This window comes from Microcoleus sp. CAWBG58 (assembly GCF_020883045.1).
Taxonomy (GTDB): domain Bacteria; phylum Cyanobacteriota; class Cyanobacteriia; order Cyanobacteriales; family Microcoleaceae; genus Microcoleus.
Window position 1 is genome coordinate 21,572 of sequence record NZ_JAHRFA010000071.1, and the last position, 17,285, is coordinate 38,856.

Annotated in this window: 15 protein-coding genes; 7 read left to right on the top strand and 8 right to left on the bottom strand. The window is 44.9% G+C overall.

Features of this window, described 5'->3' with window-relative positions; genetic code table 11:
• Positions 1-55: 55 nt before the first annotated feature.
• The gene (locus QZ918_RS25295) at positions 56-973 is read right to left on the bottom strand and encodes an Rpn family recombination-promoting nuclease/putative transposase (RefSeq protein ID WP_367275442.1); all 918 of its coding nucleotides are present in this window, start codon (positions 971-973) and stop codon (positions 56-58) included.
• Between the two features lie 199 nt (positions 974-1,172).
• The gene (locus tag QZ918_RS25300; RefSeq protein WP_293339802.1) at positions 1,173-2,753 is read right to left on the bottom strand and encodes a photosystem II high light acclimation radical SAM protein; all 1,581 of its coding nucleotides are present in this window, start codon (positions 2,751-2,753) and stop codon (positions 1,173-1,175) included.
• Between the two features lie 375 nt (positions 2,754-3,128).
• On the opposite strand from QZ918_RS25300, the gene QZ918_RS25305 reads away from it, so the two are divergent.
• Complete coding sequence (locus QZ918_RS25305) at positions 3,129-3,518, top strand: DUF1830 domain-containing protein (protein ID WP_293339805.1); 390 nt, start codon at positions 3,129-3,131, stop codon at positions 3,516-3,518.
• A 354-nt stretch (positions 3,519-3,872) separates the two neighbouring features.
• Entirely contained in the window at positions 3,873-4,457 is a 585-nt protein-coding gene (locus QZ918_RS25310) for a hypothetical protein (RefSeq protein WP_293339808.1), read from the top strand.
• 187 nt (positions 4,458-4,644) lie between these two features.
• On the opposite strand, the gene QZ918_RS25315 is transcribed toward QZ918_RS25310, so the two are convergent.
• Positions 4,645-5,292 carry a calcium-binding protein gene (locus QZ918_RS25315; protein WP_293339811.1) on the bottom strand — a complete coding sequence of 216 codons (648 nt, stop codon included), beginning with the start codon at positions 5,290-5,292 and terminating at the stop codon, positions 4,645-4,647.
• A gap of 506 nt (positions 5,293-5,798) precedes the next feature.
• Here QZ918_RS25315 and QZ918_RS25320 point away from each other — a divergent pair.
• A complete protein-coding gene (locus QZ918_RS25320; RefSeq protein ID WP_293339814.1) occupies positions 5,799-6,707 on the top strand; it encodes an AfsR/SARP family transcriptional regulator in 909 nt (302 codons plus the stop codon).
• A 413-nt stretch (positions 6,708-7,120) separates the two neighbouring features.
• Here QZ918_RS25320 and QZ918_RS25325 read toward each other — a convergent pair whose 3' ends face one another.
• The 3 genes from QZ918_RS25325 to purF all read right to left on the bottom strand — a co-directional run bounded on the left by QZ918_RS25325 (position 7,121) and on the right by purF (position 14,320).
• The gene (locus QZ918_RS25325; RefSeq protein WP_293339817.1) at positions 7,121-10,798 is read right to left on the bottom strand and encodes a WD40 domain-containing protein; all 3,678 of its coding nucleotides are present in this window, start codon (positions 10,796-10,798) and stop codon (positions 7,121-7,123) included.
• A 449-nt stretch (positions 10,799-11,247) separates the two neighbouring features.
• Entirely contained in the window at positions 11,248-12,324 is a 1,077-nt protein-coding gene (locus tag QZ918_RS25330; RefSeq protein WP_293339820.1) for a DUF3474 domain-containing protein, read from the bottom strand.
• Positions 12,325-12,853: 529 nt separating this feature from the next.
• On the bottom strand, positions 12,854-14,320 hold the full coding sequence (gene purF / locus QZ918_RS25335) for an amidophosphoribosyltransferase (RefSeq protein WP_293339823.1): 1,467 nt from the start codon (positions 14,318-14,320) through the stop codon (positions 12,854-12,856).
• Positions 14,321-15,033: 713 nt separating this feature from the next.
• Between purF and QZ918_RS25340 the strand changes: the two genes are divergently transcribed.
• The 3 genes from QZ918_RS25340 to QZ918_RS25350 are packed head-to-tail and all read left to right on the top strand — an operon-like array spanning position 15,034 to position 16,044.
• Entirely contained in the window at positions 15,034-15,543 is a 510-nt protein-coding gene (locus QZ918_RS25340; protein ID WP_293339826.1) for a GNAT family N-acetyltransferase, read from the top strand.
• A gap of 42 nt (positions 15,544-15,585) precedes the next feature.
• Positions 15,586-15,813 carry a hypothetical protein gene (locus QZ918_RS25345; protein WP_293339829.1) on the top strand — a complete coding sequence of 76 codons (228 nt, stop codon included), beginning with the start codon at positions 15,586-15,588 and terminating at the stop codon, positions 15,811-15,813.
• Positions 15,814-15,837: 24 nt separating this feature from the next.
• Positions 15,838-16,044 (top strand): type II toxin-antitoxin system PemK/MazF family toxin, encoded by a 207-nt coding sequence (locus QZ918_RS25350; RefSeq protein ID WP_293339832.1) that lies wholly within the window; start codon positions 15,838-15,840, stop codon positions 16,042-16,044.
• Positions 16,045-16,069: 25 nt separating this feature from the next.
• Here the strand turns inward: QZ918_RS25350 and QZ918_RS25355 are convergent, their stop codons facing one another.
• Positions 16,070-16,354, bottom strand: coding sequence for a hypothetical protein (locus tag QZ918_RS25355; protein WP_367275443.1), 285 nt, complete (start codon positions 16,352-16,354; stop codon positions 16,070-16,072).
• Positions 16,355-16,390: 36 nt separating this feature from the next.
• Positions 16,391-16,570 carry a hypothetical protein gene (locus QZ918_RS25360; RefSeq protein WP_293339835.1) on the bottom strand — a complete coding sequence of 60 codons (180 nt, stop codon included), beginning with the start codon at positions 16,568-16,570 and terminating at the stop codon, positions 16,391-16,393.
• 338 nt (positions 16,571-16,908) lie between these two features.
• Between QZ918_RS25360 and QZ918_RS25365 the strand changes: the two genes are divergently transcribed.
• Positions 16,909-17,196: a hypothetical protein gene (locus tag QZ918_RS25365; protein WP_293339837.1), complete on the top strand. Its 288-nt coding sequence runs from the start codon at positions 16,909-16,911 to the stop codon at positions 17,194-17,196.
• Positions 17,197-17,285 lie beyond the last annotated feature (89 nt).

Consider the following 17,285-nt stretch of genomic DNA (forward strand, 5'->3'; position numbering starts at 1 on the left):
TTATGAAATTGAAAATCCTGTAGACAAGATACGCAAGGTGCACTCTGATTTTTTACTATCGATCGCCCATTTCCTGCAACCAACTCACCAAATCGTCCGCGCTATTAAAATCAAGCACAGCTTCTGTCAAACTATCGATTCGATCGCTAGATAACTGTGCAATTCTAGATTTAATTGACTCATCCAAAGTTCCCAGCTTTCGTTCCAACAAACGAATCGCACTATTAATTTGACGCTGCAAACCCTGCTGTAAACCCATTTCTAATCCTGTTTCCAACATTTCTTCTCTCGACCTTTGCTGATCTTGCATATAAAACACCTGTGCTTCCAATTGATCTAATTCTTTGCGGCTGAGGTTCACAGTATTAGCAATACCAAAAGCTTGCTGAATCGGTGCAGTTGTTTCCAGCGATTCTGGAACCATTTCCAAATTTGGTGCTTCTCTGATAAAATAAATCCACTTGTCAGCTAGAGATTCTAACTCATCAACAGATTTATTAAATTTTGGTAATTCCACAAAAATTAGGGTCATTGTCGGACAGATATAATCAAAATGTTCCTCTTCTTCTCTGAAAGAAAAACGCGAAATGATTTTATTGGTGTTTTCAAACAAAATGAAATCCGTAATTGTGATGGCAATTACTGGGTCTAAACTGAAGTAGCCCTTGCCCCGCGTGAGTTGATTTCCGTAAGCTTTTGCTGCATTGTAGGCAATCCGTTTTTCAAAGGCTTTAACATTCAAAACTTGCATTTCGATAATGACGATCGTCCCGTTATCTAGGGTTGCTTTGACATCTAAATACGAGTCTTTCAATCCCAGAACTTCTCCGGATTGATAAGGATCCAGAATTTGCAAATTTTCAATGGTGGGATTTCCTTGATAAATCAGGGCATTTAAAAAACTGATGAGAATCGGCTTGCTTGATTCGGAAGCAAAGATTTTTTTAAAGGCAAAATCTGTCCTGGGATCCATAAATGTCATGATATTTAGCCCCTATTTATGATTTTGTTTTCCCACTGTTGATAAATGTAAAAAAATTAGGTTTGTAGTAAGGACTTTAGTCCGGCTTATCTTAAATTTGGAAGGACTGAAGTCCTCACTACGAACCTGGAAGGACTGAAGTCCTCACTACGAACCTGGAAGGACTGAAGTCCTCACTACGAACTTGGAATCAACTAACTTTCGCCAACTGTTTATCCTTCACTTCAACTGGTGCAGTTAAAGCTTCTTCCAAATCGGCACAGCCGAGTTTTTCTTCCAGAATTGCCATCACTTCGCGGCCGAAATCATTGGAATTTCGCTGCCAAGCTTCTAAACAAATTTCTCCGAAAAATGAACCCAAAGGTTCGGGATTCCACAGCAATTTGCGGGCATTCCAAGGCATCAAACTCATTGGATCGTAATCGGGTTTGAGAATATCCTGTTTGAAGGCGTATTCTTCTAAAATTGTGTGCGGCTGCAACCCGATGAAGAAAATCGCCGGTTCTACTTTATCGACTCCGAAGATTCGCTCTAATTCTCGGTGATAGGCAATTGTTTGCCGGATGGTTTCAAAGGTTTCGTCGATGACGTTGAACGAGTAATTTACCGAAACCACATCGTTGTAACCGGCTGCTTTTAAATCGCGGCAATTTTCCAAAACTACTCGCAAGTTGTAGCCCATCCGCATTTTGCGAACTAATTCTTGGGAACCGCTGGTAATGCCGATTTCAAAGTAATTCATTCCCGTTTTTACCATCAAATCGCACAATTCGGGTGTGAGATTGTCGGCGCGGATGTAAGCAGCCCAATGGATGTCTGTCATGCCGGAGGCGATGATTTTTTGCAATAATTCGATCGCATCATCGATGAATTTGCGCGCCGGGATAAATTGCGCGTCGGTAAACCAGAAATTGCGGATACCTCGATCGTACAATTGACGCATCTCCGCCACCACCTCATCCGCCGGATTGATCCGCACTTGTTTCCCTTCAATCACCGTATAGATGCAGTAACAACAATTGTGAGGACAGCCGCGCTTGGTTTGGACTCCGAGGTAGAAGTCCATATCCTGTAGATAATAGGAAAATTCCGGCCAAATGCTCTCGATGTAGTTATAGTTGCAGGCAGTTTTCTCGATGTTAGCTGGCTTTTCGTGAATTAGTCGATCGCGCGCTACCGTTTCTCCTACTACATAACACCTTTCCTGTGCCAAATCTTCGCCCTTAATCAACTTCTCCAGCAAAGCCTCGCCTTCGCCCACCGAAACCACAGTCCCCTGTGGCAAACTGCGGCCCAACTGCTCGTAAAACACGCTCACAGCACCGCCACCGACGACTGCACGGGCTTGGGGGCAGTATTTCCGGGCCCGCTTCAATCCGCGCTTAATCAGTCCCAGATTGCGCCAGAGTTCGGTGTAGTATGACGTGGCTAAACGCAATCCTCCCAGAGCTCCCCGGAATTTGGTTAGGGGATTTTTGGCGTAGTAAAACTCGAAGGCATTTTGCAGCGGATTTCCGCCTCTACCGCCGACGGGCGCGTAAATTTGAATGTCCCGCCAAGAGAAAACTAACAGGGTTGGCTTAAACTCGTCTACGATCGCATCCAAACCTTTAGCGTAATCCAGCGGGGGCACCGCGCCTAAGTCGAAAATCCGCTGTTGGACATCGGGAAACAGCTTGTGCACGTGATCCGAAAGGTACACAACTCCGATCGGGAATATCGGATTGCAAGGGAGGCGAACGTACAAAACTCGGTTTTCTCGGCTTTCCATGATTGTCATATCCTAATGTGGAGCTTTTTTAACTATGTTTATATTCTTTTAATATAACTTTACATTCAATCTAATTTTCGCAATTTAATATTAAATATTTTTAAATTTTGCTAAGAGGCTTAAGGGTGAGCTGGTGGGTGTCGATGGGCGATCGCAGCAGCAAAAAGTTAATTTATGAGCAAATACAGCGTATATTGACCTAAAATGGCAGGAAAAAGTCAAAAATCTCATATTTTTTTTGGTAAAGACAAGTATGAGGTGCGATCGGTCTCTCATCTGTTATTCAGTTGGTAGTCGGCTTTACAGTAGGTCGGGATCGCAAAATGTTAGCCTGAGAAGATAACTAAAACTTTTAGGCAAAGCCCCTCAGCATTTATGGCTCAAATTCTTGACCCAGTACCCTCAGACGCCGACAGCAAAATTCTCTGCTGCTACGTCAACGCCACGAGTCAAATTCAGATTGCTCGCATCTGCAACATTCCTAACTGGTATTTTGAACGAGTGGTGTTTCCCGGACAGCGTCTAGTGTTTGAAGCGATGCGGGCCGCAGCATTGGAAATTCACACCGGAATGATGGCCAGTGCAATTTTGTCGGATAAAATTCCTTGCGATCGCTTGCAGATTAACGAAGGCCCTTATTCAAGTGTCAATCCTAGCAGATCCCGAGGCCCAGCTCAGGGCGATCGCACCATGACGGCCGGCCGCCCCAAATCCCGAGAAATCTCAGAACCTTTGACAGTACCCGCATTAACAGCCGTTGATTAACATAAGTTGTGAGTTTTGAGTTATAAATTGTCAGTTAATTGATAACTGGGTACTCAAGATTCCAACTCTTGCAAAGCGGTAAAAACTCAACAGTTAAGAATCAAAGTTTCTGAATAGAATTTTAGCTCGACACTCAACACTGCAAATACAGTCATGTTTTGCATATTTGCCTGAGTTTGGTTCACCAGCCTAACAGTTGTGCGAAAATAGCATTAAACAGCTTATCAAATTTCACCGAATAGCAGGTTTGAAGCCCTTACTCAGGTCGGCAGATTCTGATAAGAACGGAGTTTAAATCTCCATTCTTATCACTTCGCTGTCAACTGTCAACTGTCAACTGTCAACTGTTTACCCATGTCAGCAGAACCGATCGCACTTTCGCCATCTTCCCCCCCAGTATTTGAGCCGGCAGTATTCCGGCTTTCTCCGCTGATTAGAATCACGCTGTTGAGTTTGTACTTCGCCCTGAGTATTCCGTTGCCGTTTTTGTCGGAAGTAACGAAAGCACCCGTTCCGCCCGCTGCACTCTGGGCGGCAATTGCGATCGGCGCAGCGGGCCTTTACGGCGTGCTCAGCGAACGGGTAATCCTCAGCGAGGAGGGGATTGAAGTTACCTATCCGAACTGGTTTCCGCGCGTGTTTCGCAGGGGTTGGAATCTTCCTTGGACTGAGGTGAAGGCTCTTAAACCTCGATCGACCGGTCAAGGAGGGCTTGTTTATTATTTTTTGAGTCATGCGGGTGAAGGTTATTTGCTACCGATGCGAGTGGCTGGATTTGCTAAATTAGTGCGTTTGGTGGAAGCAAAAACAGGCATTGATACTAGAGATGTTCGCCCTTTGTCTCAGCCTTGGATGTATCTTATTTTACTTTTATGTACGCTGTTGTTGCTGTTGGTGGATGCGTGGACGATCGCAACTGCTATTAGCTTAAAAAGTTAAGAATTTCAAGTAATAATTGGTAATTGGTAATCGGCAATTGGTAATCGGTCAATTCTGGACGCAACTATCAAAGAAATAGGGGCAACCACGAGTGGATTGCCCCTACAAAACGCTATATGTTGGTGTGTTATATGGCGTCATGCACCCTGCATGACTCGATTATGGATGCTTTATTTCGAGCAGATTCCTAAACGCTAAAGAACGAGGAATTAGGCACATTGATCGTGTCTTGAATAACAGCAATCCGGTTTCCGTTTAACAGAATCTCCGTGTCAAATGCGCTGCCCCCCAGTTGAAGATCGCGATCCTTCCTTACCGTGTATTGAGACAGACTGCCCTTAATCTGAATCTTGTCGCCCTCACCCGCTGCAAAACCTCGGATAATCGCGAATTGGCTGGATGCAGTGTAGAAAGCAGTGGAGAAATTGCCAAGCACATAGGTATCTGCACCACCTCCACCTAAAAGATCGTCAACTTGAGCACCAGATTGATTGCCGAAGCCATTCAAGGTGTCATTGCCCAATCCCCCCGTTAGGAAATCTGAGCCCGCCTCGCCATTCAAGACATCGTTGCCTTGGCCACCACTCAACTGATCGTTGCCAGTACCACCGAAAAGTACGTCATTCCCACCATTACCCTGGACGTTATCATTTCCGTTTCCAGCAAAGATTGTGTCGTTACCATCGCTAGGCAGGGCAGCACCACCGTTATCACCAAAGATGCGATCGTCCCCGTCAAGACCTTGAATGAAATCGTTTCCTCCAAGTCCCCTGATTGTATCAGCTTGTAAAGAGCCGAGAAGATTGTTGTTGCCGTTAGTACCTGTAATATCCATGTTGGGTTTCCTTTTTGTGGTTGATCCAGTCATGTGTAGACCCTAACAAGGCATCGTCTACGCATCGTCCACAGCAGCGTGAATCGATCGTGAATTGGTAAAAATTTCTAGCTTTGCTGAGCTTGGCTCCCATTGCCAAACTCTGCAATTTTATAAATATCATCTTTTTCTTCAGTACCGCTGTGGGTACTTTCTACGCTCCTGAATGAATACATACGACTTTTTATGACTTTTTCTGGCTGGCATTGTCAGTGCATTCGTTTAACTTGGGTTTATCAGGTCAAATAAACCCGCTGATACTAATCCTATTTTCTCAAACTCATGCAACAGTAAAAAGAGTAGCTTGATTGCCTGCAAGAAAGCCAAATATGCAGAGTGTAGCAAAAGTTTTTAGAATTGGTATATCCAGCAAAGATAACTGACTCAAACGCACAATTTAAGTTCGGGGAATCGATCGAGATCGCACACTATTCACTCAATTAAGTTTTTGTAAGAGGCACAATATTATGACTCGATTAGCGTTAGCATTGCTCGGACAGATGCAAGTAATGGTGAACGGGCAGCCAATCCTGAATTTCCCCTATGAGAAAGTGCGGGCGCTGTTTGCTTATTTAGCGATCGAATCAAGCTATCCGCATCACCGCGATTCTCTGGCTGCGTTGTTGTGGTCAGATCGTTGCGAGTCAAACGCTCGCAGCAATCTTCGCAAAGCCTTGTGCACTCTCCGCCATCTGCTAGAAGATTCGACGGTTCACTCACCGCTATTTCTCACCACGCGCAATACGATTCAGTTTAATCCTGCGGGCGAGCATACGTCTGATGTCGCTATATTGACTCAATTGCACGCGCGGCGAAGCTATCCCGTAGGGAATCGAGCAAGCGAACATTGCCATGCCGGTGGTGAACTCGATCGAGAATGCGTGTCTGATTTAGAACAAGCAGTTGGTTTGTACCGGGGAGCATTTCTCGATCGAATTCAACTTCCAGATAGCGAAGCCTTTGAAGCATGGGTGATGCTGAATCGCCAACGCTTCCACGACTTTGTTGTCAACGCCTGTATGGCACTTGTCACACACTACGAACACCAGCATAACTATCAAAAAGCACAACATTACGCTCAACGGCAGCTTGAACTAGAACCCTGGAATGAATCAGCCCATCAATGTTTGATGCGGATTTTGGCACAGTGCGGGCGGCGCACGGCTGCTTTGAAGCAGTACGATCGCTGCTGTCAGATTCTAGAACAAGAATTAGCCACCGAACCAGAACCCGCAACGATCGCATTATGGGAAGCGATTCGATCGGGTACATTTCCCGATCGGGCGAGTGCAGATTGCGATCGGGTGAAGCTACTATCTATGTCTGCGGTTTCTGCGCGATCGGTTCGAGAGTCCTTAGCGGTAGTGGGACATTAATTAGGCAGACATGATATAAACAGTTGACAGATGAAGCGCATCGAAATTAATATTACCCGAGATCGGGACACGGCAGTGCCGTTTCCCTACAATCGATCGGGGTAGGGACACGGTATTGCTCATTGGTGTAAACTTAACATTAAACCAAGTTATAAACTGCTGTTTGACTATTAAATCCAGATCCCCCCTAGCCCCCCTTAAGAAGGGGGGGACAAGAGGTTACTCAAAGTCCCCCTTCTTAAGGGGGATTTAGGGGGATCTAGACTTAGCATAAAAACGAGATTTCTGAAAGGTTTTAATCTTAAGTTGACACCAATGGGTATTTGGGTATTGCTGTGTCCTCCGTTTCGATCGTTCCGGTGTTACCGGAATTGAATTGATAATAACTACAACAAAAAAATGACACGATCTGACTAATAACTATTACCAGTCTCCACTGCTCCGAGCGCCTTGAGTGTAGATTTTTGAGCATCGGTTATACCCGTGACACCAGCGATATTCATGCCTTCATAAAGCCTGGGCGATCGCATATTTCCAACAGATTCTCCCGTCTCCATTTCCCACAAATTAATAGCTCCATTGGCGCTGCCGCTGGCTATGGTTTTACCATCGGGGGAAATTGCGATCGCCCAAACTTCAGATGTATAGTTCTGGATGGTTTTGACGCATTCCCCCGAGCAAACATCCCACAACTTAATTGTTTTATCGTGACTGCCGCTGACCAAAATTCGCCCATCTAAACTAAACCGCACGCACCAAACTAAAGCTGCGTGACCTTGCAAGGTTTTCAGACATTCTCCCGACTCAACATCCCACAGTTTTATCGTTTTATCGTCACCGCTACTTGCCAGCATCTTGCCATCTGGGCTAAAAGCAACCGAAAACAGCAAACTGGTATGACCTGAAAGGGTTTTGAAACATTCCCCAGAACGCACATCCCACAATCTCACCAGTCTATCATCGCTGCCACTGGCTAAAATTGTGCCATCTGGACTGAAAGCAACTGACCAAGCACGACAATTATCTGACAAAATTTGGCAGCATTCACCAGTCTGAAGGTTCCACAATCGGAGAGTATGAGCATTATCGCTACTTGCCAACCTGCGACCGTCTGGACTGAAGCTAATGGCAAACACGACATTCGGAATGCTTGTACTCCCCTGCATTACCCGCAGCAATTGACCTGTAGCGACATCCCACAAGCGGATAATGCCCCGATTACTGCTGCTAGCAAGCATTTGACCATCTGGACTGAAGGCAACCCACCAAACCCAATTTGTATGTCCTTGGAGTGTTTTGCTGCACTCACCAGATTGGACATCCCATAATTTGAGTGTTGTGTCATCGCTACCGCTGGCTAATAACTGCCCGTTTGGACTAAAAGCCAGCGATTTAATCCCAGCACTGTAGCCGTGCAGCGTCCTGAATGATTCTCCTGTTTCCCGATTCCAGAGGGTGACGGTGCAATCTAAGCTACCACTTGCCAGAGTATGACCTTGCGGGTGAAATGCGATCGACCAAATCCAACCGCAGTGTTTCTGCATAATTTTGAAACACAGTCCAGTTGCAACATCCCAGAGTCGAACTGTGCAATCATAACTCGCACTGGCGATCGCGCAACCATCGGGACTAAATGCGACTCCTGCAACAGGATCGGTATGTCCCCGCAGAATCTTTAAACATTGTCCTGTAGAAATCTCCCACAAGCGAACAGTACCATCCCAACTGCCGCTGACCAGAGTTTGATTGTCTGGACTAAAAGCGATCGACCGAATGATGTGTGTATGCCCTTGCAATGTGTTAATAATTTCCCCTGTTTCAATCCGCCACAATTTTATAGTTTTGTCGTAACTACAAGTGACTAAAAGTTTACCGTCGAGACTAAAAATCACCGAGGTTACAAAATTGGTATGGCCCTGAAGAGTCTTTAAACATTCACCCGTTGCCACATCCCACAACTTAATTGTGCAGTCCCAGCTACCACTAGCTAAGGTTCGACCGTCGGGACTAAATACAACAGAATCCGCCCATCCGGTATGCTCTGTTAATGTTTGAATACACTCACCAGTAGCCAAATCCCATAACTTGACGGTATGGTCAAAAGAGGCACTTGCTAAAGTTTGATTGTTGGGACTGAAAGCAACACGAGCAATCCAACTGGTGTGTCCTTCACAGGTGAGAAAATCTCGATAATCTTGGGTTCGGCAAACTCGAATCTTACCATCCGCATTGCCGACTGCCAAAAATTTACCATCGGAGCTAAAGGCAACAGATACAGCCCCATTTGAATTGCTGGTAAAAACGGATTTAGATAGATCGGAATTGGCAAAGTTCACTCGATGCAAGTTTGTACCAATCAGATAAGCTTGCCAGATACTCAAGTACGAGAAATCATAGTCGCTTAAATTTATTTTCAATTGAAGTAACAGGTTAATCAAGTTGCCACCCGCATAGCCCGCTGAGTTGGGAAATTGCGATCGCATCTGAAACAAAACCTGATTTAGTTGATATTCAACCTCTTTCTTAGAGCGGTATTCGCCGATTAGTCGTTCGGCAAGCGGTGCTAAAATTAAGCGAGTTTGGCTTTCTCTGACGTAATCTTTAGCCTCGGCTTTAATCAGGGCGTGGGTTATGAATAAATCTAGATTCTGCGACTGAATTTCCCGCTCGAATCGCTCGATCAACTGTTCGGTAACGTACTCCATCACCACAGGTTGCAAGGTGAATTGTCCGGCATTTTTTTCGATCAGCGATCGCCCTCTGAGAGATAACAGAGCATCCAGCAGTTTAGATTGTGAAGGGAGAGAAACAAAATCCGCCCGTAACTCGGCAAGCGTTATCCATTCTCGATCGATCGCCAGCCAATACACGATCTGCCTTTCCAAGTCGGACAAACGACGGAATTGCCCGTCGAGCAGAATATTGATATCTCCAAACGCGATCGCTCCATGATCCAAAAAGTTGGTAATATTACCATCAAATAAATCTCGCACGGTTGTGGAGACAATTTTGAGGGCTAGGGGATTTCCGCAATAATGTTGAGTTAAATTTACCCAATCGGTTTCTGTTGTGGAAAAACACCCATTGGCTTGTAAAATATCTTGGACTTCCTCGGAACTTAAGCCGATTAAGGGTAAGGTTCGCACAGGTGAGTTTTCGCCTTCCAACGGCATCAAAGTTGTGGGTTTTTCCCGACTTGTTAATAGCAGACAACTAGAATGGCTTTCGCTTCCCACTCGTGTCAGAAGTTCCCCATATCCCTCGTAACCTGCTCGATATTGTTCTACTGTACCTGTAGAAAAACTCTGGTTTGGCTGGCATCCTGCCTGTCTTTGTGCTTCTGGGCTGGATAAATTTGTGGGAGATTTTGCACCATCGTTACTGCCGAGAATTGCCTCAAGGTTATCGAGGATTAAAAGACAGCGCGAGGCACGTAAATATCGCATTAGTTGAGAAATTTGATCCGACAGCAATGTCGGGAGTGCAGTTTCTTGCTGCTCTGAAATGATTTGAATCAAATTTAACAATACATCTTCAAGTGGTGGCGCGTTGCGTAAGGATTGCCAAATCACGAAGTCAAAGTTATTCTGAAGTGCGATCGCGATTTTTGCAGCCAGTGACGTTTTGCCAATTCCACCCATTCCAATCAAGGCAACCAAACGGCAGGAGTCGCTCACAATCCATTGTTGCAGTCGCGCTAATTCCTGATTTCGTCCGTAGAATGCGGAGACATCAACGATTTCTCCCCAATGGCGGTGTGTAGAAAATTCTTGTTGTTGAATTTGCTGTTGCAGCGGCTGTATTTTTTGTATCTCTGTGCTGGAGGATTCTACGGATACCTGACGCGATCGCCTCGCTATTACTGCTTGAAGATTGCTTTTAGTAACCTTTTCTCCAAGTGCTTGACTGAGTAGTTGCCATAACTTGTAACCCACATCTTTTATATAACTAGCATCATAGCCAGCGCTACCGGCAATATCTAAATAAGATAGCCCTTCCCAAGATTGGCGAAATACGATCTCTTGGATGTTGCTCAGAGAAGTTGGCGCGATCGCACTATCTAAAATTTTCAGTGCTTCTTCCACAGTCATGGCTTTACAGCACCTCTAAATGAGTTTTTTGATATCTGGCTCTTCTTATTTTAGGTGAGATGAGTTCTCCAGCCCATCCCACAAGAAAAATTAACCTCTTGCAGGTAAGTATCTCGCCTGCCTAGTCTGTGGATGCAAAATCTGAGTCCTCTTACTTTAACAAGATTTTTCTAGGTTTTTACACAAATAGCGCTCTCAGCATTTATTAATTTTGATTAAGGTTCGTAGTGTGGACTTTAGTCCGCAGTATATTGCGGACTAAAGTCCACACTACGAACGGTTTTTGTGATGGTAATCGACCAGATGTGATATGAATAGATTAAGAAATTGCTCCAAATATGGTAGCCGAAATGCGAAAGGCTATATATAAATTCCGATAATATAAAAAACCCGGTTTTTCAAGAAAACCGGGTTTTTAACTCGAAATAATTTTAAGTTAACCTGCTAACTTAATTCGATTTCCGAGTGTTAGGCGATTCGTAGTAAACTCCAGAACCTGTATCGGAAACAAAGTGACAATCCCAGTAAGAGCGAATAAAGCTCTTCCAAATTGGATCGCTTGATTTGCGATAATAATCACCCAACAGTGGCTTGATTGCTTCTGTGGCTTCCTTCAAGTGATAGTGCGGCATTGTCGAGAAAATGTGGTGGGCGACGTGGGTGCCGATGTCGTGATGGATGGAATTGATGATTCCATAATCGCGATCGATCGTCGATAGCGCACCTTTGAGGAAATACCAGTCATCTCCGCGATACCAGGGAATATCGGCTTCTGTGTGGTGCAGGAATGTTACCAAATCCAGCCACATTACGAAGATTACGTAGGGAACTAGGTAGAACTTCAGTAAAAACAGCCAACCAAATTGATAGGTTAACGCGCCTAAAAAGGCTACCATCAATACCAAGGATGCGGAACTCGTCAATACGTCCGCTTTTTCGGAAGGACGGAAAATCGGGCTACCGGGCATGAAGTGAGAACCTACCCGATCGGGCGATCGCCGAAACAGATAAATTGGATAGGCAAATAACATCAAATAAAAGCGTCCTAGCTTCTCGTACCAGGGCATTTGATTGTATTTGCTCTCCGACACTGGATACCAGCTTTCATCGTTGTCCAAGCTGCCTGTATTGGCGTGGTGGGTTCTGTGGCTGATCCGCCAACCGTGGAATGGTACGAGAATGGGTGCGTGGGAAAGGTGTCCGATCAGGTTGTTGAGCCATTTGCTCTTAGAAAATGAACCGTGCCCGCAGTCGTGCCCGACTACAAACAATGCCCAAAACATGGTTCCTTGCATGAACCAGAAGATTGGATAAAACAACCAAGAATCTAGGCTGTAGGCGATCGCGTATAAACCTGCGATAATTCCAAGATCCAAAAAGAAATAAGCTAGAGATCTCCAAGCCGAGGGTTCAAAACAATGGGCTGGAATGGCTGCTTTGACATCTTGAAGAGTAAAAGGTAACTCTTTTGTACGAGAGGATGAGCTTGTATTGCTCGGCTGATTGAGAACAGTATCTAATTGCACGAAGTTTCCGATTTAAGCTGACTTGAGAAACCGCATTCCGCCTTTTAACTTTCACTTTCAGCCCGCAAGGAGCCATATTTTTTACTCTGCAAGGGTTTCTAAAGTTCTTTAGTTTCGCATGAATCGCCCGCCCGCGATTCTCAAGCAAGTTGGCTTGTAGAATATTTGTGTGGGGAGATTTAGCGCGATCGACCCTGTTATCTGAAAAAATCCTATGTGTCCGTTGTTGGTACGAAATGCGACTTCAATTTGAGATCGCACTTTCTGGAGGCACTACCTCCAGTCTGCCAATGGCAGAGCTAAGTTAATGTAACATTTCTACATACACTCTGACAAGAAGTTATGGCATGAGGCATGAGGCATGGGGCATGGGCGAAGCGAAGCGGAGGGATGGGGCATTAAGTAGCAATTAACAGCCGTCAACGGTTAACTGTCAACTGTCAACGGTTAACGAAGAGGGCGGGCCCGCACCATCCACCGCCCCTACAAACTGCCAACTGTCAACTGTCAACTGTCAACTGTCAACTGTTTAAGTTGCAGCCTTTTCTAATATGAGCTTCGCCCGTTTGACCATTTCCGGAATCTCGATCGGATAATCGCCGGTGAAGCACGCCGAACAAAAACTTTTCGTGTCTTCGTTAGTCGCACTCAGCATTCCTTCCCGACTCAAGAAAGCCAAGGAATCAACCCCAATTTGCTCGCCGATTTCGGCGACGGATTTGGTAGCAGCAATCAACTGATCTTGATTGTCGGTGTCGATGCCGTAAAAACAAGGATGAGTCACCGGGGGCGAAGAAATTCTCATGTGAACTTCGGTTGCGCCCGCATCCCGCAAGGCTTTGACAATTTTGCGGCTGGTAGTGCCGCGGACGATAGAATCGTCGATAATAATTACCCGCTTTCCTTCCAACACATCTTTGAGAGGGTTGAGTTTCATGCGGATTCCTGACTCGCGCATTGTCTGAGTCGGTTGAATAAAAGTGCGTCCGACGTAGCGATTTTTAATCAATCCTTCGGCGTAAGGAATGCCGGAAGCTTGAGAAAAGCCGATCGCCGCTGGGATTCCAGAATCGGGAACACCGATCACTATATCAGCATCGATCGGAGATTCGACTGCCAATCTCCGGCCGATCCGCAGTCGGTAGGTATATAAATTTTCACCTTCCATAATGCTGTCTGGTCGAGCAAAATAGATCATTTCAAAGACGCAAAGTTTGCGTTTTTGCTGCTGGCTCCAGTGGAAAGAAGCCATACCTTCCTCTGTAATCCAAACTAATTCTCCCGGTTGTACGTCCCGCAAAAATTCAGCACCGATAATATCTAATCCGCAAGTTTCCGATGCTAAAACGTACCGTTGCGGAGTTGTGGGGAGGGTGCCAATTACCAGCGGGCGGACGCCGTGGGGGTCGCGGACTCCCATGACGCCTTGGGGGGTGGCGATCGTCAAACTAAAGGCTCCTTGGCACATAGCAAAGGCACTGATCGCAGCTTCCAGCCAGTCTTTACCCTGGTCTACTTCCCAACCGATCGCAACTGCGATCGCCTCTGAATCCGTGGTGCTCACAAACTCGCACTTCCGAGCCAGCAATTCTTCCCGCAATTCTTTGGTATTGACAAGATTCCCGTTATGTGCTAGAGCCAGACTTCCCAAACGAGTTTCGACAACCACAGGCTGAGCGTTGACAACGCGCGACGAGCCGGTAGTAGAGTAGCGAGTGTGCCCTACGGCTAAGTTACCGGGCAAATGACCTAAATTCGATTCATTGAAAACTTGGGAAACCAGCCCCATGTCTTTGTGCAGGTGGACTGTTTCACCCTCAAAAGTAGCAATTCCGGCGGATTCCTGACCTCGGTGCTGCAAAGCATACAAGCCGAAGTAGGTCAACTTGGCGACATCTTCACCCGGTGCGTAGATACCGAAAACGCCGCAAGCTTCCTCGGGCTTGTCGGGTTTGCAAGAATGCTCGTCAGCCTCGAAGGAATGGTTGGGAATCATAGATGGGTTGGCTCCAAATGGGAACGGTGGGTTAGCGGGACTATCTTCTGCGGGAAGTTTTGTTTGCGATCGCGTCGCATAACTTAATAATTCCTTAATATTGCCACGGATCGAACATTAATTTCAAATTGTTTGGCATTCTGGCTGTGGCTGTGGGCGGTGTCACGGTGCGATCGCCCGTATCTCTGATAGTAGCGTTGATTCACGGCGGGCGATCGGGGGGAAAACCCGCATAAGTAATTCAGGACTCGCAATTCGATAGATTTTGTGGGGCAAATAGGTCTTTTTCAAAGATTAAGATATCGAGGGCGATTTCCTACGGGATATTTACGCTTCACTAGCTGTTTGAAATATTAGAATTTAAGAGTGATAAAGCCTTGACTTTTCTGTGAAATTGACATACTATATCATCATGGGAATCTGTGCGGCCATATAAAGTCTTGATAACTGCGATTACGGATCTAAAATATGGAAACTCTGCTGTTAACAGTCGTAATTCTTTTGCAGCTCATTCTAATCTTTCTAATTCTACAGCGCGAGTACCAGTTATTGCCAGAAAGTTTTGGCGTTCGAGGACAATCCCAACTTTCAAAACCAACACCTCAGAAACAAAGCGCAAGTTCACAAAATTTATGGGATAACCCGCCACCAGCATCAGAAGAACTTAAGTTAACTGTTGCTGAATTTAAGGATAAATATGACAGGAGTGAACCGTGGGATGGAGATTTTGTAGCCTGAAAAATTTTCCTACTCTACACAGAGATGAGTTTGACTGTGGAGACGAGGAAATTAATAATTATCTGAAAAATCTAGTGGAAACCTCTGATGAAGCTGGTTTTTCTAGAACTTTTTTGATAATTGTGGAACCTGGAGAGGCAAAGGTTTGTGGATTCTATACTCTTAGTGCCTCAACAATTCCTGTGAAAGAATTGCCAGATGAATACAAGCAACCCCTCCCTTTCCCAATTCCTGCTATTTTGATAGGACAGTTTGCAATCGATCGGGTCTGGCAAGGGCAAGGAGTAAGCCGTCAACTTTTGGCAGATGCCTATCGTCGAATTTGCTTGCTATTTGAACAAGAAATTATTGGATTTCAGGCGATTAGAGTTGATACTAGAAACGAGGAAGCAAAAGCATTTTGGTTGAAACAGGGTTTTGTGCCTTTTAGAAAAACTCAGCGTTCTCTATTTCTGCCAGTTAGGACTATTCTGAGAGAATTATAAATGTAGTCAAAAAGGGAATATCGCGTTTGGAAGAGGTGTTTTATGGTGCAAGCGCAGTTTAGTTTAGATGAATCGTTGTGGGCATTTGTGCAACGATCGCAACAATATGGTTTTCAGGATCGGGATGAATTGATTCGGGTGGCGTTGGGGAAGTTGCAGCAAGAATTAGATTCGTTGGAGATGTCGGCGGATTTATATGCGGAGGTTTATGCAGAAGATGGGGATTTGCAGGCTTTGACGGATAGTGCGATCGCGGGTTGGCCCGGATGAATAGTTTGCGGCGCGGGGAGATTATTGATTGAGAAAAAGGCGCGCATCTCGACGAATATCGATCTAGAGCGATCGGCGATGAATGGACTGGCGAAAAGATCGATCGCGGATTGTTTACAAACTCGTCCGATCGATCGTCGGCAACGGCTGGTAAGGATACGTGGGGAGTTGAGTGGGGAGGATTTGGCTAGGGTTGATGGGGCGATTAAGCAAGTATTTGGCTTTAGTTAACGATAAACAGCAGCAGTTACAGCCACTACACAAACGAGGTAACGCAAGCATAGGAAATATCCCTGTCTCCACGTTTCACTTCATCGATCGACCCGCCGGAATAGCAGCAATCAGCCAAAAGCAAGGCTTTCGATCCATTAAAGTTTTCCTCAATATCATCAAATATCGAAGAAATTACCCAATACGTTTCCGGATCGTCGGCTTGCGCGTTGTAGCTGTAACAGTAATGTTCGCCCGTGTCAGAATCCCAACCGCCACGTCCGGCAAAATACAAACTTAGCAGGTCATCTTCATCGATTTCAGATAACAATTCGGGTAAACTTTCCCGAATAGTTTCTAACGTTGCCTATTTATCTTGCAAATAGATAATTTGCTCATCTGGAACGCTACTTTTGCGAAAAAAATCCATCAACTGCACGTCAAACCATCCTTCAACCGCATCGGGAAAAGGGGGGAAAGTTTCAGCATTCTCCCATTGAAGAAGACCGACTTCAAAAACCCAGTTTGTTTCCGGATTCCATTCCATAAGGATTTCGTTTGTTTGTCAAATATTTGCTCCTGTAATTATAGGAGTAAATAAGAGTATGGTTGCGATCGCCAAGAGCTGATGGAAGTCATATTTATATTACCACCGTGACATCCGGCTCCTGGTGCGCCTTGATTGTGGAAAGAACTTTCAAAGAGTTGTTTCAGGAAAACAATATCAAATTTTCAGTTACATCGCATAAATATGTGAAGTAAACAAGGTTGTGATGCAAAAAAATAGAACCCATCAAAAATAATAAAAATTGGTTTTAGAAGGTGTCCTGATTGAATAATATCCCTGTGTAAAAAGAGTTTAGTTACACAGATAGGACACAACAAATGACAACTGGAAATCCGAATCATCTCGATCAAAAACTGCAAGAACTTAAGGAAATATACAAGGAATTAGAACAGGCACAAATAAAGAAAAATAATGCTAATACTGAGACTGAGAAGTTTGAGGCTATTAAATTACACTCATATTGGCTAAGACAGAGAAATACAAAAATTGAGGAGATTAAAACAAAAATCAAGGAAATAGAAAATATCGATAATGAGACTATCAGCTCGGTTCTCAAAGAGATGGAGGAATATAGCAATCCTAAATCATTTTCTATGTATCGGTAGTATAGGTGTACTGATTGATTTTGGGGAAATTAAATTTATGTTCCTTGGTGAAAAACTCAAACAAAAATTTGACGATTTTAAAAGACTTA